A 21,356-nucleotide genomic window follows, 5' to 3' on the forward strand; every position below is an offset into this window, starting at 1 on the left:
CTATTGACGAATTCTCTCGCTCGGCTCACGCATTGTCACCAATTCTTCCGCAGCTGTAGGATGAACGGCTATTGTGCGATCATAATCAGCTTTGGTTGCACCCATGGACAAGGTGATACCAATGATTTGAATCAGCTCGCCCGCATCATGACCCATGATATGAGCCCCGAGCAGCTTATCCGTATCCGCGTCCACAATCAATTTCATGAAGACCTTCTCGGAGCTTCCTGAAAGGGTGTTCTTCATTGGACGGAAGGACGTCTTATAGATATCTACATTCTTGTGGGCATCCAGAGCCTGTTCCTGTGTCATTCCCGCAGTGCCGATTTCCGGCTGAGAGAAAACGGCGGTTGGAATGAGCGAGTGGTCCACGCTCCAGACCTTACCACCATAAACACTATCGGCAAAAGCATGGCCTTCACGAATGGCAACCGGCGTCAGATTGGCACGGTTTGTGACATCGCCTACTGCGTAGATGCTTTCAACGCTGGTCTGCGAATCCGCTGTAACCTTGATTGCACCGGCTGCATCCAGCTCAACGCCAGCAGCTTCAAGCCCAAGACCGGCTGTGTTGGGGTGACGTCCCGTGGCAAACAGCACCTGATCTACTGTGAGCGTTGCACCAGCTGTTGTGATAACTTCCAAGCCTTCATCGGTCTTACGAATGCTTTCAACGTTGCTGTTTGTTGAAACTGTGATGCCTTTTTCACTCATTTCCCCGTGTAAAGCACTGCGCACGTCTGCATCAAAGCCGCGAAGAATTTCCTCACCGCGATAAAGCAGCGTGGTCTCGGCACCCAAACCATTGAAAATTCCGGCAAACTCAACGGCAATGTATCCGCCACCAACTACGATTATCCGCTTCGGGAACTCTTTCAAGTCAAAAGCTTCATTGGACGTAATACCAAGCTCGGCCCCGTCAATGCGCGAATCCACGAAAGGTGCAGCGCCAGTTGCAATCAAAATGCGCTTGGCAGTGATAACCTTATCTGTAGACAGCAGGCGTACAGTGTTCGGGCCTTCCACAACTGCACGGGAATCGTGCAATTCAACGTCTTTCAGGTCAAGATTGCGGCGGTAGATGCCTTCAAGGCGCGTGATTTCCTTTTCCTTGGCAGAAACGAGTTTTTGAAAATCAAAGCTCGGCTCACCGTTGAGGGACCAGCCAAAACCGGCTGCATCCTCAAATTCCTCAGAAAACTTGGAGGCATAAACGAAGAGTTTTTTGGGAACACATCCACGAATGACGCAGGTTCCCCCGTAGCGGTATTCTTCCGCAATGCCCACACGGGCACCATGAGTTGCCGCTATTCTGGCCGCACGTACGCCGCCAGAGCCAGCACCAATAACAAAGAGGTCGTAATCAAAGTTTTCCATTAGCTTGTCTACCAATAAAGCGCCAAACGAAGAAAGGCCGACCCCATAAGCTCGGTCGGCCTTTTGAACGGTGTAAGAGCGAAGTGGTATGGATATCTTTGTTTTTCAAGGGGCATTCAAAACATCCCCTTGAAGAACCAGAGTATCCCACCTCTTACTGATTTGCTTTTACGCTAATTTCCTTACGGGCCAGCGTCACCATTTCCGTGCTGATCGCATCACTCCACTGCTTTGCAGCACCGATGGACAGAGCAGAAAGTTCTTTGGTCAGGTCTGCCAGCTTGCTTCCCGCCTCTGTGCGATAGAATGCGGTGATTTGGCTCAGTTCCTCTTCAGAAAAACGGCGCGCCCAAACTTCCGCAATCACCTTGTCCAGCTCGGCACGACGACTAACCAGCTGCATCGCTACATCCGTGACCACAGTGTCAATTTCCACGCCCAAAGATGGATTATTGCGAATGAACAGGGTCCGGGTGCGCTCTGCAATATCTGGCAGGATATTATCAAAGCCATCTGTGGACTTAGTCGCCTTGATAGCTGTTTTCGCTGCCTGCAGATGACTTGGGGCAATGGTTTCTTGCGCCGTAACAGGGCTCACCATAACAGCACCTGCAAGCATTGCGGCGGCAACACTGGTTCCCAATAGAGTTTTCATTCTTGCGAGCATATTCACAGCTCTCCCCTCATACGCTTATAGTTAGGTTATAAAATGCCGTATCCCTTACGCGGCAGGCTCAACAACCCGAATTCCGTTTTTGCCCGCCACATAAGCGCGCTGCGCCATGTTTATAAATAGCCCGTGTTCCATCACCCCCGGTATATCATTGAGACCTTTTGCAAGGGCTTCAGGGTCAGGGATGGTTTCAAGATGTGCATCCAGAATAAAATTTCCGTTGTCAGTTAGCAAAGGTTTTTGCTCACTTTCACGTAAAATTAGCTCTCCAGACACATTTGACTTGTTGAAATGTTTTAAAATCGCCCGCCGCGTTGCAGCCAGACCAAACTGGTTCACCTCAATAGGGAGAGGAAATTTACCCAGCGTTTCCACTTGTTTAGATTCGTCCGCTATCACCAGCATTCTCGCGGAGGCAAAAGCAACGGTTTTTTCGCGCAGCAAAGCTGCCCCGCCGCCCTTGATTAATTGTAGGCGCGGATCAAACTCGTCTGCTCCGTCGATCACCACATCAAGCTCGGGAGTTTCTTCAAGAGTTGTTAGCGGAACGCCCAGCTCGCGGCAGAGCTGTTCGCTGGTTGTTGAGCAAGGCACGCCAATAATGTCCAGACCATTTCCAACCAGATCAGCCAGAATACGGATCATTTCATTCACAGTTGATCCAGACCCGATGCCAATCCGCATTCCGCTTTTGACTTCGCTCAGTGCAGCAGCAGCTGCTTCCGCCTTCAAATTCGCATTCATGTTTTATTCCAGTCTCTGGCCCGGCGTGGGAGACCTTGCGCCCAACCTGCTCAAATTCCAAGCATATTCAGAACAATTGCGCGAACCAGCGCAACCGTTTTCACCCGCTGAAGCAGGGCTGACCACATGGCCAACACCCAAAAATCTATTCAGGCCCTAGCCAATAACATGGCACGCACCAAGCTCCAAGCATCCAGATTAATATTGGCGGGGCAAATCAGCGCAATTTGACAGGACGAATGTTTCCGATAAGTTACGACCACAATTTAAACTTAATTAAAACACATCGGGCATCTTACTATGACAACTCCAGTTCTGGTTTTTGACCTTGACGGTACTCTTGTGGACTCTATGGGAGATCTCACGGTAGCACTCAATCATGTTCTGGTTGAAGCTGGCTATGAGGCCATTGAGCCCGAGAGCGTCCGCCATATGGTTGGAGCAGGCGTAAAGGTCTTGCTTTCCAAAGGGTTAAAAGCCAATAAAGTGACGCCCACACCCGAACTCATTGAACCGCTCATGAAGAAGTTCATCGCCTACTATGAAAACCACATTGCCGAGCATTCCCACCCCTATGAAGGTGTTATCGAGACCGTAAAGTCCTTGCGTGAACAAGGCTGGAAGACCGCAGTGTGCACCAACAAGCTTGAGAATCTGGCCCTCTCCCTGCTCAAGGCTCTGGACATTCGGGATCTGTTTGACGCAGTTGTTGGCGGCGACACCTTTTCCAGAAACAAGCCGGACGCCATGCCTGTTTACGGGGCTATCGACAAAGCGGGGGGAATACGAAGCGGATCCGTATTCGTGGGCGATTCCAAGCCGGATGTGGACGCAGCCCGCAACGCCGCTCTTCCTGTAATCGCTGTGAATTTTGGTTATTCCACAGTCCCTGTCAAAGAACTGCGACCAGACGTCATCATTTCCCACTTCAATGAGCTTGAAAGCGCTATTGAGCGCACAAGAAGCGAAGCCTAAAACCTTAGAACCCACATCAGATAAATAGTATAAAGCATTGATATAAATCATATAATTAATACAAACTAACTCATCAATGCTTTACCATAAAAATGCCTTGGAATTACCGAGGGAATATCACCGGTTTCACCAAATCGCCTTGGTTATCTCTTAGAAACTTCCTCATTCCTAAACAGGATGCACTGCTAGTAAATTATCCTCAACACGGACAGTTTGCAGGGTAAGTTTTTGTAATAGACCACTATTTCAGAAACTTATCTCTGCACAGAACAGCAGAGCATGTTTAAGCTTCATTTTATACCCCTTTTGGCGATCATGGTGTCCAATGCCTGCGCGCAGATTACGAGTTCTGCCATGCTGACATATACCCCGCTTCTTCTTGCGGAGAACGGGGGAACGGCCATGCACACGGGTCTTGTGGCCGCAACTTACGCCCTTGGGTTTATGTTTGGTTGCCTGAGAAGCCTGCCCCTGATTGGCCGTGTTGGATATATCCGCGCCTTTGCAGCCGCCGCCGGAACAAGTGCCCTAATCATCATGGTGCTTACCGGCGTTTCGAGCCCGTGGTTGTGGGCCATCCTGCGGTTCATAATGGGTATGGCCCTTGCCATGCTTTTCACCACAGCCGATGCGTGGCTTTCCATCAGCGCTCCGGACCACATGCGCGGGCGTATACTCTCGGTGAACTCCATCGCTGTCGGGGTCATGGCAATTGCCTCCCAGCTCATGGTGGCAAATATGAGCCAGACACCGGACAGAGCCTTTGAGGTACTCATTGCAATTCTGCTTTTTGCCGTGGTTATCTTGTGCATGACCCATTCCATGCCGCCGCGCATTGACACAGATAGTAAGATGTCTCCATTGAAAGTTTGGCGCGCCTCTCCCATTGCAGTCCTTGGGGCGTTTGTATCCGGCGCTGTGACTTCCAGCTTACTGACCATTATTCCCTTCACATTTTCTCAAGCAGGGGCCAGCCCCTCTCTTACAGCAGGATTGATCGCCTGCCTTTATACAGGACGCCTGTTGTTCCAATGGCCTATCGGCTCCTTGTCTGACAAGTGGGACCGACGCTGGCTCATTGCTGCATGCGCGGGGAGTATTGCGCTCATTTCAATCACAACAATTCTTCTGGATCCCTTCCAGAGTTTTGAATCGCAGCCTTTACAGTTTACCGGCTTCCTGTTTGCCATTGGAACACTTCTTATTGTTGTTGGCGGCCTGTGTTTCCCACTCTATTCTTTATGTGTTGGGCATGCATTTGAACGTAAGGTTTGCAGTGGTGTCTCCATCAGCACATCCCTTCTTCTCATGTGGGCTGTTGGCAGCGTGGCGGGCCCCCTACTTATCAGTTTCACTTCGATACTGATGGAAAAACACTCCAGTTCCTATGTGATAGGCGGCTTGTGTCTTGTTCTCACACTCTTTACCCTGTGGCGCCTTCACCAGCAGCCACCGGCTGCCACAGTTATTGCCCTGCCCTATATGATGTATCCCAGTGCGGGCCTTGGCATATCCAAATAGTAACCTGTTCACCTGACACGAGAAACAAGCCCAAGAATTGGATAATTTTCAAAAAGCTATCCAATTCTTGGGAAAACTAATTTTCCCCTCTTGTCAGTAGCCCACATTTTCCATAGATACCTGCTCACGCCAAACGGCGGACCTTCATAGAAGGGCGATTAGCTCAGTTGGTAGAGCGCTTCGTTTACACCGAAGATGTCGGGAGTTCGAGTCTCTCATCGCCCACCATTCTCTCTATAAAGCAAATACTTCAATCGGCGCACTTGGCAAGACCTGTATCTACAGATCCCGCCAAATCCTCGCATGCACCGAATTTCCCTAAAGCTCCAGATCATCCCCATGTCCGAAGTTGTCGGCAACATAGTCGATATCCTTATCACCGCGGCCGGACAGATTCACCAGAATTGTCTGACCCGGACGGTCTTTGGCCAGTTTCATGGCAAAGGCCACCGCATGAGAGCTTTCTAGCGCCGGAATAATCCCCTCATACCGCGAAAGGGCCCAGAACGCCTTCAAAGTCTCCTCATCGGTAGCTGAACCATAGGACACACGGCCGATATCATGCAGGTAGGAATGCTCCGGACCTACACCGGGATAATCCAAACCGGAGGCAATGGAGTGAACGGGTGCCGGGTTTCCCTCTTCATCTTCCAGAACAATGCAACGGAAGCCGTGTATCTCGCCGGGTTTACCGAAGGTCATGGTTGCAGCATGCTGACCGAGCTCCTCGCCCCTTCCCATAGGCTCAACACCGTGAAGCGCGACGCCTTCATCTTCAATGAAGCCCGAGAAAAGTCCCATAGCATTGGAACCACCACCCACACAGGCAACCGCATGATCTGGCAGCTCGCCCGTCATCTCCACAAACTGCTCGCGGGCTTCCTCGCCAATAATACGCTGGAAGTCGCGGACCATTTTAGGAAACGGGTGTGGCCCCACAACGGAACCAATGGCATAGATGGCTTCTTCGCCTTGAGAGAGATAGGATTCAAACGCAGAATCAACCGCCTCCTTGAGGGTTCTGGCACCAAAGGTCACGGGAACAACCGTCGCACCCAATATCTTCATGCGGACCACATTGGGGTGCTCTTTAGCGATATCCACCTCGCCCATATGAATTTCGCATTCCAGCCCAAAATAAGCCGCTGCCGTTGCTAGGGCAACACCGTGTTGACCAGCACCTGTTTCGGCAATTAGTTTCTTTTTGCCCATATGCTTGGCAAGGAGAGCCTCAGCCATGCAGTGGTTCAGTTTATGGGCCCCCGAGTGATTCAAATCCTCACGCTTGAGGTAGATATTCGCACCGCCAATTTTGGCGGAAAGATTGCGCGCGTGGGAAACGGGTGTTGGCCTGCCCTGATAGTGCTTGCGAATGTAACGCAGCTCGTTGATATAGGAGGCATCCCCTGAAATTTGGTCGTAGGCTTCGCCAATAGCCTTGAAGTGCGGCTCCAACTGGGGTGGCAGGAACGCGCCGCCGTATTCCCCGAAATACCCTTCCCGATTTGGAAACTGTTTCAAGTAATTCTTCATCTATCCCCCACTACTCACTGAATTTATTAGCTTTAATTTACACAACCCAATCCGGTCACATTTTCCATGGCAATCCGTTTAGGCCATTAAAAACAAAAAAGGACCCCGCAACCAAGATCGCGGGGCCCTCATCTTCAAAGATAAAGCGGTAAACCTTACTTCAGGTCTACACCGTAGAAGATGTGACCACCGAATGGGTCAACCTTGTAGTTTTCAACCTTAACGCTGACAGGCTCGGAAACAACAGAGTGAGCAATTGTCGCCCATGGTGCTTCACGCTTGAACACAACCTGTGCCTGCTCATAAAGAGCTGTACGCTCTGCAACATCTGCAGTCAGCTTGGCCTTTGTGATCAGGTCCTGGAACTCTTCGTTACACCACTGAGCGCGGTTGGAACCACCAACGCCTTCACAGCTGAGCAGAGCTGCAAGGAAGTTGTCCGGGTCACCATTGTCACCTGTCCAGCCCAGAAGAACAGCACCGTCACGGTCTTCCTCTTTAGAGCGCTTCAGGTACTCACCCCACTCGTATGTGACGATTTCAACGTCAACACCGATTTTGTCGAAGTCGGACTGGATAACTTCAGCCATACGACGAGCATTCGGGTTGTATGGACGCTGAACAGGCATCGCCCAGATCTTCATTTTCAGATCTGTAACGCCTTCTGCCGCAAGAGCAGCTTTTGCAGCTTCCGGGTCGAACACATCGTCTTCAACTTGATCGTTGTAGGACCAGATTGTTGGTGGAAGCGGGTTTTTAGCAACTTTACCGGCACCTTGGAACACAGCATCAAGGATAGCCTGTTTGTTGATCCCAGAGTTCAGCGCGCGGCGAACCTTCGGATTGTCAAACGGAGCCATCTTGGTGTTGTAGGCCATGTAGCCAACGTTCAGACCTTCCTGCTGCATCAGGTTGATGTTTTCATCAGCCTTCATTGCTTCCAGATCAGCTGGGTTCGGGAATGGCATTACATGACACTCACCGGCCTTCATCTTCTGGTAGCGAACAGATGCGTCAGGTGTAATCGCAAACACGAGGTTATCGATCGGCGCCTTACCTGCCCAGTAGTCAGGGTTCGCTGAATAGCGGATGATGGCATCTTTTTGATAACCAACCAGCTGGAAAGGACCTGTACCAACAGGGTTCTGGTCAAACGCGTCTTTGTTGTCCATCATTTTTTCTGCATATTCTGCAGAGTGGATGGAAGCAAAGTCCATTGCAAGGTTTGCAAGCATTGGAGCTTCTGGACGGGTCAGAACGAACTTGACTGTGTAATCGTCAACGCGCTCGATTTTTTCCAGAATGTTCGCCAGATCCATGTAACCGAAGTACTCGTAGGTACCGCCGGAAACCATGTGGTAAGGATGCTCTTTATTGCGCTGACGCTCGAAAGAGAAGATCACATCGTCTGCGTTCATGTCACGCGTAGGTGTGAAACCCTTTGTTGTGTGGAACTTAACACCCTTACGCAGGTAGAAAGTGTATTCTTTACCGTCTTCGGAAACTTCCCAGCTTTCGGCAAGAGCTGGAACAATGTTTGTTCCGCCGCGCTCGAATTCGATCAGTTTGTTGAAGATCTGACGGGAAGACGCGTCAAATGTTGTACCAGCTGTGTAAAGAGCTGGTGTGAAGCCCTCAGGTGAACCCTCAGAACAGTATACAAGTGTTTTGGCCATGGCTGGCGCAGCAAATGCAACGGTAGCGGCAAAAACACCGCCGAGCAGCAAAGACTTCTTCATAATAACTTAGCCCCCAACAAGGTTGGTTTATAATTACACCCGAAGAAAGCCAGCTGCATCCCTGTATGACGAATCATACCTCTCCTCAGCACCTGTCCCCCTTCAAGTGGTTTACCCACGATATCTTAGTAGAGTACTGGACTACTATAACCAAGAGTTGCGCTTGTCGCACCTCCTGTTACCCCCGACCAACACTTATAAAAAAACATCACGAGAGGTTTTCCTATTAAAACCACCTGAGTAAGCTAAACGTATTTTATAGAATATTCTCCCTAAATTTTTGAAATATCCCAAAAATCCTGCTCGTTTCCCCCAAACAACGCAAAGTTGATCCCCAAAAACGAAAAAAGCTGGCCTTTTGGCCAGCTTTTTTACTGTTATGGTTAACAGCCTTATTTCGAGTGGGCTTTGGCCAAACGCTCCTTGATATGGGAAATCTCGGCCTGCGGCGTCGCGTTGAACAAGGTCTTTGTATAATCGTGCTGCGGATTGCCAAAGACGGTTTCCTGTTCGCCATATTCCACCACCTCACCAAAGTACATCACCATAACTTTGTCCGCGATGTAACGCACAACGGATAAATCGTGGGAGATGAACAGGTATGTGAGGTTGAACTCCTCCTGCAGGTCTGCAAGCAGGTTCAGGATTTGCGCTTGTACCGAAAGATCCAGCGCCGAGACCGGTTCATCCAGAATAAGCAGGGACGGGTTGAGCATGAGCGCTCTTGCAATGGCAACACGCTGACGCTGACCGCCCGAGAACATATGCGGGTAACGGTTAAAGTGCTCAGGCCCCAACCCCACCTTCACCAGCATCTGCATCGCTTTTTCGCGGCGCTCACTCGCTGGCATGTCTGTGTTCAGCATCAATGGTTCTGTGAGCACATCACCGATTTTCTGACGCGGATTGAGAGAGCCATAGGGGTTCTGGAAGACAATCTGCACTTTGGCGCGCATTTCCTTTGAAAGGCGCTGTGTGCCAATATCGATCTTCTGCCCTTCAATCAACAGATCACCCGAGGTTGCCGGATCAATGAGAGTGAGAATGCGCGCAAGGGTAGACTTGCCGCAACCACTTTCCCCAACAACAGCCAAGGTCTTACCACGCTCCAACTTAAAGCTGATGCCCTTGAGAGCGCGGGTAATGACCGGCTTGCCGAACATCCCCTCCTTGGTGTGATACTCGCGCACAAGGTTGCGTGCTTCAAGAATTATGTTACCAGCCATTATGCAACGCCCCCATCCCCAAGGTGAAAGTCCGAAACCGTTGGCAAACGATCTCCCGTGGCGTTTTCAGGAAGCGCAGATAAAAGAGCTTTTGTGTACCCGCTCTGCGGGTTTTCAAAGAGGTCCAGCACACCTGCTTCTTCCATTTTCTTGCCCTTATACTGAACAACCACACGGTCGGCTGTTTCTGCAACAACGCCCATATCGTGGGTGATCATAATAAGGCCCATACCGCTTTCATGCTGCAGGTTCAAAAGCAGATCGAGAATCTGTTTCTGGATCGTCACATCAAGAGCGGTTGTAGGCTCATCTGCAATAAGGAGCTTTGGCTTACAGGCAATGGCCATGGCAATCATCACACGCTGGCACTGACCGCCAGACATCTGGTGCGGGAACTTCTTGATAGCCTTTTCAGGCTCAGGCATCCCCACATCACGCATGAGTTCAAGCATACGCTCTTTGCGTTGCTTGCGGTTCAGATCCGTATGCTCTTTCAAGGTTTCGCCCAGCTGGTATCCCACCGTGAAGCACGGGTTCAAGCTTGCAATAGGCTCCTGAAAGATCATGGAAATGTCTTTCCCGATGATCTGGCGACGCTGACGCGAACTCATAGTCATCAGGTCAATACCTTCAAACATGAGCTTATCAGCGCTGACATGGGAGTTGTTTGCAAGCAACCCCATAACAGCCAACATGGAGACGGATTTACCGGAGCCACTTTCCCCAACAATCGCCAGAACTTCACCACTATCGATGGAGTAGCTCACATTATCCAAAGCGCGGAAGCGGCCGTTCACCGTATCAAATTCAACGGTCAGGTTTTCAATTTCAAGCAGAGCCATCCCAATCAGCTCCTCTTCAGCTTTGGATCAAGTGCGTCGCGCAGGCCATCACCAATCAGGTTAATAGCAAGAACGGTTGTGAGAATTGCAAGACCCGGGAAGGTTACAATCCACGGTGCACGCAGAATAAACTCACGCGATTCGGCAAGAATTGTTCCCCATTCAGGCGTGGGAGGTTGAGCTCCCATACCGAGGAAGCCAAGTGCCGCCGCATCGAGAATCGCAGTCGAAAAGGACAGAGCTGCCTGTACAATGAGCGGAGCCATACAGTTTGGCAGAACAGTCACAAACATCAAACGCACAGTGCCCACACCGGACACTTTGGCAGCCATCACGTATTCGCGGCCCATTTCAGACATAACTGCCGCACGGGTCAACCGAACATAGTGGGGCTGCTGCACAATCGCGATGGCGATCATGGCATTGATGAGGGACGGACCAAGAATGGCAACCAGAACCAAAGCAAGAAGCAAGGATGGAAACGCCAGGATGATGTCCATGATTCGCATGATGATGGTATCAACCCAGCCACGGAATGTTCCTGCAACCAGCCCAAGGCAAATCCCCGAGACCAAAGCAACTGAAACCACCACTACCCCGATGAACAGAGAGTACTGGCTTCCGTAGATCAACCTGGAAAGGAGATCACGGCCTACAGCATCCGTGCCAAGAATATGTGCCCATGAGCCACCATCTTGCCACACAGGCGGGACCAGAAGCGCTTGCCTGTACTGCTCTGTTGGATCATGCGGTGCCAACACCCATGCAAATGCAGCAATAAAAACAAGACAGACAAAGAATATCAGTCCTGCAACTGCACCGCGGTTGGTTTTAAAATGGCGCCAGAAATTCAGCAGCAACTCGAAGCGCGTATCCGGGCCGGTATCTTGAATAGTATCAGCCATATTTACCCCGTATGCCGAATTTTAGGATTGATAAGACCATAAGTCAGATCAACAACCAAGTTCACGACCATAATGATGATCGCAATCATCAGCAGGCCACCTTGAACAACTGGATAATCGCGGCGGAAAATACTGTCCACCATCCACTTGCCAATTCCCGGCCAAGAGAAAATAGTCTCTGTCAGAATTGCGCCAGCAAACATAACCCCGATTTGCAAACCAATGATGGTTATTACGGGAATAAGTGCGTTGCGAAGCGCATGCACGCCAACTACGGCAAACTTTGAGAGCCCTTTAGCTCGCGCAGTACGCACATAGTCCTCGTCCAGCACTTCCAGCATGGCCGAGCGGGTTTGACGTGCAATCACCGCCAGTGGAATGGTTCCAAGAACGATTGTTGGCAGTATCAGGTGCTGAACTGCTGACAAAAATGCGCCTTTCTCCCCGGAAAGCAACGTATCTATCAACATGAAGCCAGTGACCGGTTCAATCCAGTAAAGGAACGAAATTCGGCCTGATACAGGTGTCCACTGCAGCATACCGGAAAACAGGATGATCAAAAGCAATCCCCACCAGAAAATAGGCATGGAGTAGCCTACAAGTGCTGTGGACATAACTGTATGATCAAGTGTCTTACCGCGTTTGACCGCAGCGATAATACCGGCAGGCAAGCCCAGTACAATTGCAAAGATGATTGCACAAAGCGACAGCTCGACTGTTGCTGGGAACAGTGCAAAAAACTCAGTCAGTACCGGCTGTTTGGTCACAATGGATGTGCCCAGATCGCCCTGAAAAATCTTACCAAGAAATTCCAAGTATTGTTGCCATATAGGTTTGTCGTAACCGAATTGCACCATCAATTCCTGATAGCGCTCGGCACTGACTCCCCGTTCGCCAGCCAGAAGCAAAATGGGGTCCCCTGGCAATAGGCGGATAAAAAAGAATGATGTTAGAGTTACGCCGATAAAAGTCGGAAGGAGTAACCCTAGCTTTTTTAATATGAGACGAAGCATACTTCAGTCACACTTTTCGTTATGTTAGATTTAATGCAGTCTAGGGTGCATATTCCCCCCCAAAACGCAAATGTATCTCGGCGAATAATCGCCAAGATACATAAAGTCCAGTGAAAAATTAATTTTAGTTCAGGTCGACACCATAGAATATATGCCCCCCAAACGGGTCAATCTTGTAGTTTTCGACCTTAACACTGATGGGTTCAGTGACAATAGAGTTGGCTATTGTTGCCCACGGAGCATTTTGTTTAAATACAACTTGCGCCTGTTCATAAAGTTTGACCCGCTCCTGATGGTCGGATGTGGACCTTGCTGTGTCTATGATCTTTTCAAAGTCCTCATTGCACCACTGAGACCTGTTGGCTCCTCCCACACCTTCACAGCTTAATAGAACCGAGAGGAAGTTGTCGGGGTCCCCGTTGTCTCCTGTCCAGCCAAGCAGAACAGCTCCATCCCTATCTTTGTCGGAGGAACGCTTGAGATACTCTCCCCACTCATAGGTTACGATTTCAACATCCACACCAATATTGCCAAAATCAGCCTGAATCATTTCTGCCATTCGCCGTGCATTGGGATTGTAGGGGCGCTGGACAGGCATGGCCCAAATCTTCATGGAAAGGTCTTTCACGCCTTCCGCCTCCAATATGGCGCGAGCTGCTTTGGGATCGAAGGGATCATCCTTTACGGCGTCATTATAAGACCACATAGTGGGTGGAATGGGATTTTTGGCGGGCTTTCCAGCACCTTGGAATACGGCGGCAACAATGGCCTTCTTATCCATAGCCATATTCAGCGCTTTTCTCACTTTCACATTATCAAAAGGAGGGGTCAGCGTGTTATAGGCCATGTATCCAACATTCAGCCCTTCCTGCTCCAAAACATTGATGTCAGCATTTGCCTTCATGGCATCAATATCGGCGGGGTTTGGATAGGCCATCACATGGCATTCCCCCGCAACCAGCTTTTGATAGCGCACCGATGCATCCGGTGTGATGGCAAAGACCAAGGTATCAATGGGAGCCTTCCCGCTCCAATACTCTGGATGCGCCTTGTAGCGAATGATCGCGTCCTTTTGATACCCCACCAACTGGAACGGCCCCGTCCCGACCGGCTTTTGATCAAAAGTATCTGGAGTCGCCTTCATTTTATCGGCATATTCGGCGGACTGAATGGACGCAAAGTCCATGGCCAAATTCGCCAACATCGGAGCCTCCGGCCGGCTCAATGTAAATTTTACGGTGTAATCATCAACCTTATCAATACTTTGAATTAGGTTGGGCATGTCCATGGCATCAAAATACTCATAGGTACCGCCTGAAACATTATGGTAGGGGTTATCGGGGTTCTTTTGCCTGTCAAATGTGAAGATGACATCATCCGCATTGAAATCACGGGTTGGCGTAAACCAAGGCGTTGTCTGGAACTTGACACCTTTGCGGAGCTTGAAAGTGTACTCCTTACCATCGGGAGAGATTTCCCAGCTTTCAGCAAGAGCCGGTGTAATTTCTGTTTCGCCCCGCTTGAACTCGATCAGCCGGTTGTAAATCTGTCGGGAACTGGCATCAAAAGTCGTCCCGGCAGTATAAAGGGAGGGCGTAAATCCTTCTGGCGAGCCCTCAGAACAATAAACCAGTGTTTTGGCCGAAACGTGGGTGGACATCATCAATAAAACAGTTGCAGCACCCAGCAGAAGCGGACTCTTTATTGGCATGGTTTTTCCTCACTCTGGACTTTTTGACTTTGCAGCCCTTCGTAACAAAGGCAATCACCCCACACGCAGACAGGGCGATCCATCTGCCTCCCACTATGCACAGGGAGGGAAAATTCCGGCTTAACGGATGCCTTCCATATGATCGACGCTTACATGGCCACAAAGCAGACAGATAGAGCTTCTCGCAGCCTCCCCTAGGTCTTCGTCATCGTTACTCCATGCTTTAGCCAGCTGTAACCCACTAATTTTATTGTGAATTTCACCCCCAACCACATAGGAAATACGTCTATAACGCTGCACTTCCCGCTTTAGGATCTCAGTGAAGCTATGCCAAATCCGGGCGGCACATAAACTCGATAATTGCTCCTATCCCTTTCAACCCACCAAGAAAGAAATTCTAAAACGAGTTTGAATTAGCGAAACTTTTTAGATCTCAAAAAACCGTTCCTAGAGTTTTCCGGTTTCGCATAAAACAAATTGGGGTATATCCACTTGAGAACATTTCGTTTTCCTATCTCCTGCTTGTTGAGAGGGGCTAGGGAGTGCTAGAACTTTCGTTAAGAAAAAGCATTGGAGCTGAAATGGATCCCGAACTGGAACAGCGGATAATCGACCTTGAAATACACGTCGCCCACCAATCCGATACAATTGATAGTTTGAACTCGGTTGTTACACAGCAGGGCCAAATCATTGATAGACTTGTAAACTCGATCCGTCAGATGAAAGATCAGGTTCTCGATCTGCAAGACCTTTTGGATCAAGTCCCTGAAAACCAGCGTCCGCCCCACTATTAAGGACTGCACAAATTTTGGTCTGCACAGCAGGCTTACATCAACAACTGCGTCACAAACACAACTATGCCTTTAAGGAAAACTTCCCTATTCTCCTTAAGAACACTGTTTCCAATGAGTGCGCCTACCTTGGACGCTGGTAAAGGCGGCACCAAAAAAAGAAAGTTCGCAAATGGCACAGGAAAGCAACCTGCCCATAAGAGGGAAGGAAAGTCTAGCCGACAAGGCTTATCGCCTCCTTGAAGAACTCATTGTCAACCTTGACCTCTCCCCCGGCATGCCCGTGACGGAGGGTGACCTTTGCGAACACTTAAATATTGGCCGCACACCCGTACGCGAAGCCATTAAGCGCCTCTCGACCGAAGGCTTGATCATTGTCCAGCCGCGAAAAGGGTTGTTTGTTTCTCACATTGAGCCTGCTGAATACGTTCTTGTGCTGGAGACACGTCGCCCACTGGAACGGCTGCTGGTGGAATCTGTCGTTCTAAGGGCCACCAATGAAGAGCGCGCCCACCTTAGCTTATGCGGCCAGGAAATGATGCGTCTGGCCAAACTGGGAGATGTGAAGGGATTTTTGAAAGCCGACTGGGCGTTTGATGAGGTTCTATGCGCCGTATCGCGCAACCCATTCACCGCACGTTCTGTTGCACCTTTACAAACTATCAGCAGACGGGCGTGGAGTGCTTTCAGAGGGCCAGAGCGCATCATAGATTCAGCTATGCTGCACCACGCACTCGCAGATGCTATTGCCAAGCAGGATGTAAAAATGGCGGATCAGGCAACCTGCCAGCTAATTGACCATCTCACAGCCTTTGCAAGTGGTCAGGTGCTCGACAGTATCTCCGCATAAACCCCGCCTCATTCATCAACTAAGAGATCTACATCCTGTCAATGCGGGCCGTGCGTCCACTGGCACCAATGAGCACCATATATGGCTGGTAGGGAAGGATTTCCACCCGTGACCCACGGTAGAGGGTTGTTGTTCTAATGCGCCCCTCGCCGTGCGGCGTTTGAAAGCTGTACATACCGCCAGCAATCTCTTTCAGCTCAACAGGGGCATAAAGGATTTCATAGGATCTGGGTGCTTTTGAAGGCCGCACAACAAGAAGGGCATTGGCACGAATGTCAATACCCTCAATCTCTTGATCTATACGCCCGGTTGCCCGATGAACAAGTGTAAAGTCAGTCTGCATACCTATCCTTGCGTTGTCTCTTCACCCTCTTCTCCCGGCGCTGTTTCCCGCTGCAAATGGAAGCCGAAATCCTGCACCAGCACATGCTGAACAATTTCAACGCCGAAACGTTCATTGACTTTTGTCCGGATCTCTTCCGTCAACTCACCAAGGTCAGATTTAGTAATCTTCGCAAACTTTTTGTCCGCGCGAGCGTAAATGAGGCGAAAGGCTTCATCAAGAACGAAGGCATTTGGCGGCACGGCAAGGCGCTTGAGCGTATCGCTCTCAACCGTAAACACGAACTTGGCAACGATGTAACCGTGGATCTCCCCATCTTCCAGAACTGGTATATTGAGAATCGGTGTTTTTTGATAATCGAGACCTTCAAGTCGCGCTTCTTGCTGCAGCAAAGGATCCCTTTGCGTGCGGTAGTTTACAGTCACATAGCTAACACCCAATGTGACAAGACAAATCCAGATTCCAGTCAAACCAATTTTCAACATGGGTGTTTCCTAAAACTTTCCATCATCAAGCCCATATGTTCCATCGGACTCCAGCTCGCGAATTTTGCTGGATATTCTGTCGGAAACAGACCGAACAGCGTCCAACTGCGCTGACAGAAGCTTCAAGTTCATCTCGACACTGTCACGCAGTTTCGCCAGACGATCCGCAATCTGTGTAGGAAGATTATCAGGAGTTACCATTTCCCCTGCCCGCTCCAATTCCAACATTGCATTGTTCTTGCGAAACGCTGTTTCTTCCAGGTCAACTGGCTTGTTGTGGGCCAGCGCTTCATTTTCCGCATCTATTAGCGCTTCGATCCGGGTCAACGCCGCGTTGATAATAGAGACTTCCTGATCGGAGATAGTATCTCCGCCAGAGTTCTGCGCAATCTCTTCAATCAGATCACGAGGCTCAATTTCCTGCAGCTGTTGATGGCTGTCGCTCGACATCAGGCCTGTTCCTTAAGATTTTGTTTAGTTAAACTCTCCGGCATCAGCTTCTCGGCAAGACCAATACCACCGCTCTCTGCGATCTGGTTTGCGAGCTGTTCCGCCATCATGGATTTATACATGTCTCCAGAGGTACCACCGCCATAAACCTCGCTCATTTCCTTAGGCATCATGGCTTCCACAAGCGTATGAAGAAACGCTGCTTCCAGTTGCTGGCCCAGATCCTTGGGTCCCTTCGCCGCGCTGATCGTATCGCGCATGGCAGTCAAAGACTCCACCGGTGTATCCGTATCCAAACCGCCTTGAACTTGCGAGCCTGTAATATTTGCAACGGATTTGGCAAAGATGTTGGAAAAGCTGCCCACATCCCCCACCACAGGCGTGTCGGCGGAAACACGAGCCGGATTTTTAAGCGCACGTTGAGCCTGTGCCCGCTCTAGCGGGTCGGCATTCTTGAGAACATCCAAGACTAAATCGCCTACGGGTGCTATCGCCATACGAAACGCTCCTTATCCCAAGTCATATTCACACAGTTAAATCAGCCTATAGAGTTATCTAGCGAGTCTTATCCGGACCTGACCAGTGCTTCAAAACCTGCAGTTCCGCCATATCAGCTAGTTGACCTTTTTCCTGTTCCCGTTGAAAATCCCTGTTGGCGACCTTGTGTTTTTTCTCGGTAACCTTGGTTTGTCTCTGGTACTCTTGCAGTTCCTGCAATTTGCCTTCTTTTTGGCTGGTCAATCGCGCCTTATCCCGTTCATTGGATTTGAGTTTGCGTGATATAACCTGATTCATCAGCTCCCTGAGCTGTCCGTCATGGCTACCCCAATAACCCTGAAGCTCCTCGGAGTTTCCCTCTAGGTCATTGAGTTTTTGATCAAGCGCGGCGACATCGTACTTGATAAGCCGTTCGCGCTGCTCTTGAACCTTCAAAATTCTGGAAAGCCGCTGGACCCGCTTTCTATCCATACTTCACCTTAAGGTTAACCAATCGCCCAGACCTTGATAGAACAGGGAAATTATTTCCGAAATGGTAAGCCACAAAACAAACAGCCCGCCAAAGACAACTGCAGGCAAACCCACAAAATATACCGGCATCTGCTGCATCAAACGGTTTGTGAGGCCCAATGACAGGTTCACTATAATACCGTAAATCAGGAACGGACCCGTAATACGTAAAGCCAGAAACGTCCCCTGCCCCACCTTTTCTACAAGTTGCGAGAACGCAGCATCTGCAGCAAAAAAAACTCCCACCGGGGCAGTCAGATAAGATTCGGCAAGCGCCACAAAAACTTCACGGTAAGTGCCGGAAATAAACAGAACCCCCATCGCAACAAACGAGATCAAAGAGGCAAGTGCCGGAAGCTGTTCCCTCTCCTCAACAATAGGCCCCGCCATATTGAAACTGGTGGCATTGGCCGCCGCGCCAGCTAACATCTGCAACATGGCAAAAAATGCACGCCCGAATAATCCAATAAGTGCTCCAATGAGGACTTCAATAGCAACCATTGAAAGAAGATCCGAGCGGCTGGCCCCGCTCACCACCGGATAAACAAACTGCATGAGCAGCGGGGCGAGAGACAGTGAAATGGCAATAGCTAGAAACAGCCGCACACGCATGGCAACACGCGGAGATGAAAACCCCGGCATTGTCATCATGCATGCGCCAATTCGGCAAAAAACCAAGAACGCGGAAAGCAAATATTCCGGCAAGGTTTCAAGCGTCATGAAACTGATCCCAAAGCCTCAACATCCACTCCGCGCGCAACTTCCAGATGTGAGAGAACCGGAAGCGCAGGGAACATCCGCTCAGTAATCATGCGTACATACTGACGGGCTTCTGGCGAGACAACCAGAACAAAGCGATGACCAGCAGAGACCTTGCTCTTGATAACCTGAGCACTTTCCTTGGCAAATTCTTCCACCTGCTTCGGCTCCATATCAAACTCAACCGCCTCACCGCTCGCATCACGGCGTAGAGCTTGATGGAACGCCAGATCCCAGCGGTTCCCAAGACGCAAGACCTTCAAGGTACCATTATCGCTGATATCACCGCAAAGCTGCGGTGCCATGCGCACACGCACATGATCCGCGATCTGCTCTGGCCTGCGAGCATGCGGTGCGATCTCCGCAACCGCTTCCATGATCAAAGCAAGGTTCCGAATAGACACTCGCTCGGCAAGCAGTAGTTTGAGCACAGCCTGAAGGCCAGAATAGGAAATGTGTTGCGGACAAATATCGTCCAAGAGGCGTTTATAGGCAGGGTCGAGCCGGTCCAGCAGCGCCCGCATATCCTTATAGGACAGCAACTGCGCGAGGTTGTTGCGAATAACCTCGCTCAAGTGGGTCAAAACAACAGACAGGTTGTCGACGGTCGTATATCCACCGCGCTTGACTTCATGCTCGAATGCCTTTGGAATCCACATGGCCTTCATGCCAAAGGCAGGCTCACGCGTTTCCGTGCCTGGCAGTTTGGGAAGTTCCTTTTCACCGGCAATAACCATCAGCTCCCCAACCTTCATGGTTTGCGAGGCTACCGCCGTTCCATGAATCCGAAACTCATAGGTTTTGGGTGTAAGGTCTATATTGTCAGAAAGCTTGATCTCCGGCACCACGAACCCGTATTGCTCAGCAAACTTCTTGCGCATTTTATTAATGCGGTTGCTGATTTCAGGTTTGGCGGTCAGAAGTTTCGACGTAAGCTGCTTACCCAGACGCACCTCAATGTCTGCCAGTTCCAGGCTCTCTTTTACTGATTCCTTTTTGTCTTCCAGCATCCGCTCAGCCTGAGCTTTTTGTACTTTAACTTCCTCTGCCTTCTTCTCAGCAATTTGCTTTGGAATGACATAGGCAGCAAACAACAATACGCCGCCAAGGAAGGTAAACGGCAAAAACGGCAGACCGGGTAACACGCCCACAATAAGCATCAAAGAACCGGCTACCCATAGAGCGCGAGGATAACCTGCAAGCTGCCCCATGACGGCTTCTTCTGCTGACCCCCGGGTTCCCCCTTTGGAGACAAGTAAACCGGCTGCAAGCGAAACAACAAGGGCTGGAATTTGGGAAACAAGACCATCACCAACCGACAGTTTCGTAAACACATCTGCAGCTTCGGCCAAACCCATATCGTAGCGTGTAACGCCGATAATGATACCGCCCAAGATATTCACTGCAGTAATAATCAAACCAGCAACAGCATCGCCGCGAACGAACTTGGACGCACCATCCATGGCCCCAAAGAAGGAGCTTTCTTCTTCCAGCTCGTGTCGACGGCGCTGAGCCTCCTTGTCATCAATCATGCCCGCGGAAAGGTCGGCATCAATAGCCATTTGCTTACCAGGAATGGCATCCAACGTGAAGCGAGCGCCCACTTCCGCAATACGCGTAGCGCCTTTTGTAATTACAAGGAAGTTAACAGTGACCAGAATGGCGAAGACGATCAAACCAATTACGAAATCACCGCTCATCACAAACTGGGAAAACCCGTGAATCACGTAGCCAGCGGCAAGTGGTCCTTCAGACCCGTTGGCCAAAATAGCGCGGGTGGTGGCGATATTGAGTGACAATCGCAACATTGTCGCGATCAGCAAAATTGTCGGAAACGATGAGAACTCTAGCGGGCGTTTGATCCACAGCGCCACCATGAGAATTAGTATCGAAAATGCAACAGAAACAGCCAAACCGAAATCGATCATAAAGGTCGGCATCGGCAGGAATAATACGGAAAGGATAAAAATTATTCCTACTGCGAAGCTTATATCGCGACTTCCAGAGCCTAGCATGAATCTCCGTTCCATATATCAAACAAAAACCGCAGGAAAGGCCAGCCCTTCCCTGCGGCGAGTATCATTTTACAAACTTGTGTGAGCATGGAAGAAAAATATCTTACACACGCATTCACACAGTAACGCTAAAACCCGTTCTCAATACGCCCGTAGAGGATCTCGGTAAAAGTCAACATCTGGCTTCCGATGAACGGGCCAGTCACGGCGACAACAATGAGAATCGCAACGATTTTAGGAATGAACGTTAGCGTCATTTCCTGAATTTGGGTCAAGGCCTGAAAGAGCGCGATGATGAGACCGACTGCCATGGCAACCGCAACAGCTGGGCCGGTTGCCACAATTACAGTCCAAACAGCATTACGCGCTATGTCCAGAGCATCAGCTTCGTTCATA

The 21,356-nt window shown here is 50.1% G+C and carries 22 protein-coding genes and 1 tRNA gene; 5 read left to right on the plus strand and 18 right to left on the minus strand.

Annotated elements, in window-relative coordinates; genetic code table 11:
* From gor to rpiA, 3 genes are all read right to left on the minus strand, one after another.
* A complete protein-coding gene (gene gor, locus P6574_RS10490) occupies positions 1-1,377 on the minus strand; it encodes a glutathione-disulfide reductase (RefSeq protein WP_310620230.1) in 1,377 nt (458 codons plus the stop codon).
* 154 nt (positions 1,378-1,531) lie between these two features.
* On the minus strand, positions 1,532-2,044 hold the full coding sequence (locus tag P6574_RS10495) for a DUF2059 domain-containing protein (protein WP_310622145.1): 513 nt from the start codon (positions 2,042-2,044) through the stop codon (positions 1,532-1,534).
* A gap of 54 nt (positions 2,045-2,098) precedes the next feature.
* Positions 2,099-2,794 carry a ribose-5-phosphate isomerase RpiA gene (rpiA, locus tag P6574_RS10500; protein WP_310620231.1) on the minus strand — a complete coding sequence of 232 codons (696 nt, stop codon included), beginning with the start codon at positions 2,792-2,794 and terminating at the stop codon, positions 2,099-2,101.
* Positions 2,795-3,094: 300 nt separating this feature from the next.
* Between rpiA and P6574_RS10505 the strand changes: the two genes are divergently transcribed.
* From P6574_RS10505 to P6574_RS10515, 3 genes are all read left to right on the plus strand, one after another.
* Positions 3,095-3,769, plus strand: coding sequence for an HAD family hydrolase (locus P6574_RS10505; RefSeq protein ID WP_310620232.1), 675 nt, complete (start codon positions 3,095-3,097; stop codon positions 3,767-3,769).
* 279 nt (positions 3,770-4,048) lie between these two features.
* Positions 4,049-5,290 (plus strand): MFS transporter, encoded by a 1,242-nt coding sequence (locus tag P6574_RS10510; protein WP_310620233.1) that lies wholly within the window; start codon positions 4,049-4,051, stop codon positions 5,288-5,290.
* Between the two features lie 152 nt (positions 5,291-5,442).
* A tRNA-Val gene (locus P6574_RS10515) sits at positions 5,443-5,518 on the plus strand.
* A gap of 90 nt (positions 5,519-5,608) precedes the next feature.
* Here the strand turns inward: P6574_RS10515 and trpB are convergent.
* The 7 genes from trpB to P6574_RS10550 all read right to left on the minus strand — a co-directional run bounded on the left by trpB (position 5,609) and on the right by P6574_RS10550 (position 14,259).
* Complete coding sequence (gene trpB / locus P6574_RS10520; RefSeq protein WP_310620234.1) at positions 5,609-6,823, minus strand: tryptophan synthase subunit beta; 1,215 nt, start codon at positions 6,821-6,823, stop codon at positions 5,609-5,611.
* Between the two features lie 155 nt (positions 6,824-6,978).
* Positions 6,979-8,562: an ABC transporter substrate-binding protein gene (locus tag P6574_RS10525; RefSeq protein WP_310620235.1), complete on the minus strand. Its 1,584-nt coding sequence runs from the start codon at positions 8,560-8,562 to the stop codon at positions 6,979-6,981.
* 392 nt (positions 8,563-8,954) lie between these two features.
* Entirely contained in the window at positions 8,955-9,788 is an 834-nt protein-coding gene (locus P6574_RS10530; RefSeq protein WP_310620236.1) for a dipeptide ABC transporter ATP-binding protein, read from the minus strand.
* On the minus strand, positions 9,788-10,630 hold the full coding sequence (locus tag P6574_RS10535; protein WP_310620237.1) for an ABC transporter ATP-binding protein: 843 nt from the start codon (positions 10,628-10,630) through the stop codon (positions 9,788-9,790). Before P6574_RS10535 ends, P6574_RS10530 begins: the two co-directional genes overlap by 1 nt.
* 5 nt (positions 10,631-10,635) lie before the next feature.
* Positions 10,636-11,535, minus strand: coding sequence for an ABC transporter permease subunit (locus tag P6574_RS10540; protein WP_310620238.1), 900 nt, complete (start codon positions 11,533-11,535; stop codon positions 10,636-10,638).
* Between the two features lie 2 nt (positions 11,536-11,537).
* Positions 11,538-12,548, minus strand: a complete 1,011-nt coding sequence (locus tag P6574_RS10545) for an ABC transporter permease subunit (protein WP_310620239.1) — start codon at positions 12,546-12,548, stop codon at positions 11,538-11,540.
* Between the two features lie 124 nt (positions 12,549-12,672).
* Positions 12,673-14,259 (minus strand): ABC transporter substrate-binding protein, encoded by a 1,587-nt coding sequence (locus P6574_RS10550; RefSeq protein WP_405048092.1) that lies wholly within the window; start codon positions 14,257-14,259, stop codon positions 12,673-12,675.
* 542 nt (positions 14,260-14,801) lie between these two features.
* Here P6574_RS10550 and P6574_RS10555 point away from each other — a divergent pair.
* Both P6574_RS10555 and P6574_RS10560 read left to right on the plus strand, forming a co-directional pair.
* Positions 14,802-15,053, plus strand: a complete 252-nt coding sequence (locus tag P6574_RS10555) for a SlyX family protein (RefSeq protein ID WP_310620240.1) — start codon at positions 14,802-14,804, stop codon at positions 15,051-15,053.
* A 169-nt stretch (positions 15,054-15,222) separates the two neighbouring features.
* The gene (locus P6574_RS10560; RefSeq protein WP_310620241.1) at positions 15,223-15,900 is read left to right on the plus strand and encodes a GntR family transcriptional regulator; all 678 of its coding nucleotides are present in this window, start codon (positions 15,223-15,225) and stop codon (positions 15,898-15,900) included.
* A 28-nt stretch (positions 15,901-15,928) separates the two neighbouring features.
* Here P6574_RS10560 and P6574_RS10565 read toward each other — a convergent pair whose 3' ends face one another.
* The 8 genes from P6574_RS10565 to fliQ form a co-directional block, all read right to left on the minus strand.
* On the minus strand, positions 15,929-16,243 hold the full coding sequence (locus P6574_RS10565) for a hypothetical protein (RefSeq protein ID WP_310620242.1): 315 nt from the start codon (positions 16,241-16,243) through the stop codon (positions 15,929-15,931).
* A gap of 2 nt (positions 16,244-16,245) precedes the next feature.
* On the minus strand, positions 16,246-16,728 hold the full coding sequence (locus P6574_RS10570; RefSeq protein WP_310620243.1) for a hypothetical protein: 483 nt from the start codon (positions 16,726-16,728) through the stop codon (positions 16,246-16,248).
* Positions 16,729-16,737: 9 nt separating this feature from the next.
* Positions 16,738-17,178 carry a hypothetical protein gene (locus tag P6574_RS10575; protein WP_310620244.1) on the minus strand — a complete coding sequence of 147 codons (441 nt, stop codon included), beginning with the start codon at positions 17,176-17,178 and terminating at the stop codon, positions 16,738-16,740.
* Positions 17,178-17,675, minus strand: a complete 498-nt coding sequence (locus tag P6574_RS10580; protein WP_310620245.1) for a rod-binding protein — start codon at positions 17,673-17,675, stop codon at positions 17,178-17,180. Before P6574_RS10580 ends, P6574_RS10575 begins: the two co-directional genes overlap by 1 nt.
* A gap of 58 nt (positions 17,676-17,733) precedes the next feature.
* The gene (locus P6574_RS10585) at positions 17,734-18,147 is read right to left on the minus strand and encodes a hypothetical protein (protein WP_310620246.1); all 414 of its coding nucleotides are present in this window, start codon (positions 18,145-18,147) and stop codon (positions 17,734-17,736) included.
* Between the two features lie 3 nt (positions 18,148-18,150).
* The gene (locus P6574_RS10590; protein WP_310620247.1) at positions 18,151-18,906 is read right to left on the minus strand and encodes a flagellar biosynthetic protein FliR; all 756 of its coding nucleotides are present in this window, start codon (positions 18,904-18,906) and stop codon (positions 18,151-18,153) included.
* Positions 18,903-20,975 (minus strand): flagellar biosynthesis protein FlhA, encoded by a 2,073-nt coding sequence (flhA, locus tag P6574_RS10595; RefSeq protein ID WP_310620248.1) that lies wholly within the window; start codon positions 20,973-20,975, stop codon positions 18,903-18,905. Before flhA ends, P6574_RS10590 begins: the two co-directional genes overlap by 4 nt.
* A 113-nt stretch (positions 20,976-21,088) precedes the next feature.
* A complete protein-coding gene (gene fliQ / locus P6574_RS10600; protein ID WP_310620249.1) occupies positions 21,089-21,355 on the minus strand; it encodes a flagellar biosynthesis protein FliQ in 267 nt (88 codons plus the stop codon).
* Between the last annotated feature and the right edge of the window lies 1 nt (position 21,356).

Origin of the sequence: Pseudovibrio sp. M1P-2-3, assembly GCF_031501865.1 — a bacterium.
Taxonomy (GTDB): domain Bacteria; phylum Pseudomonadota; class Alphaproteobacteria; order Rhizobiales; family Stappiaceae; genus Pseudovibrio; species Pseudovibrio corallicola.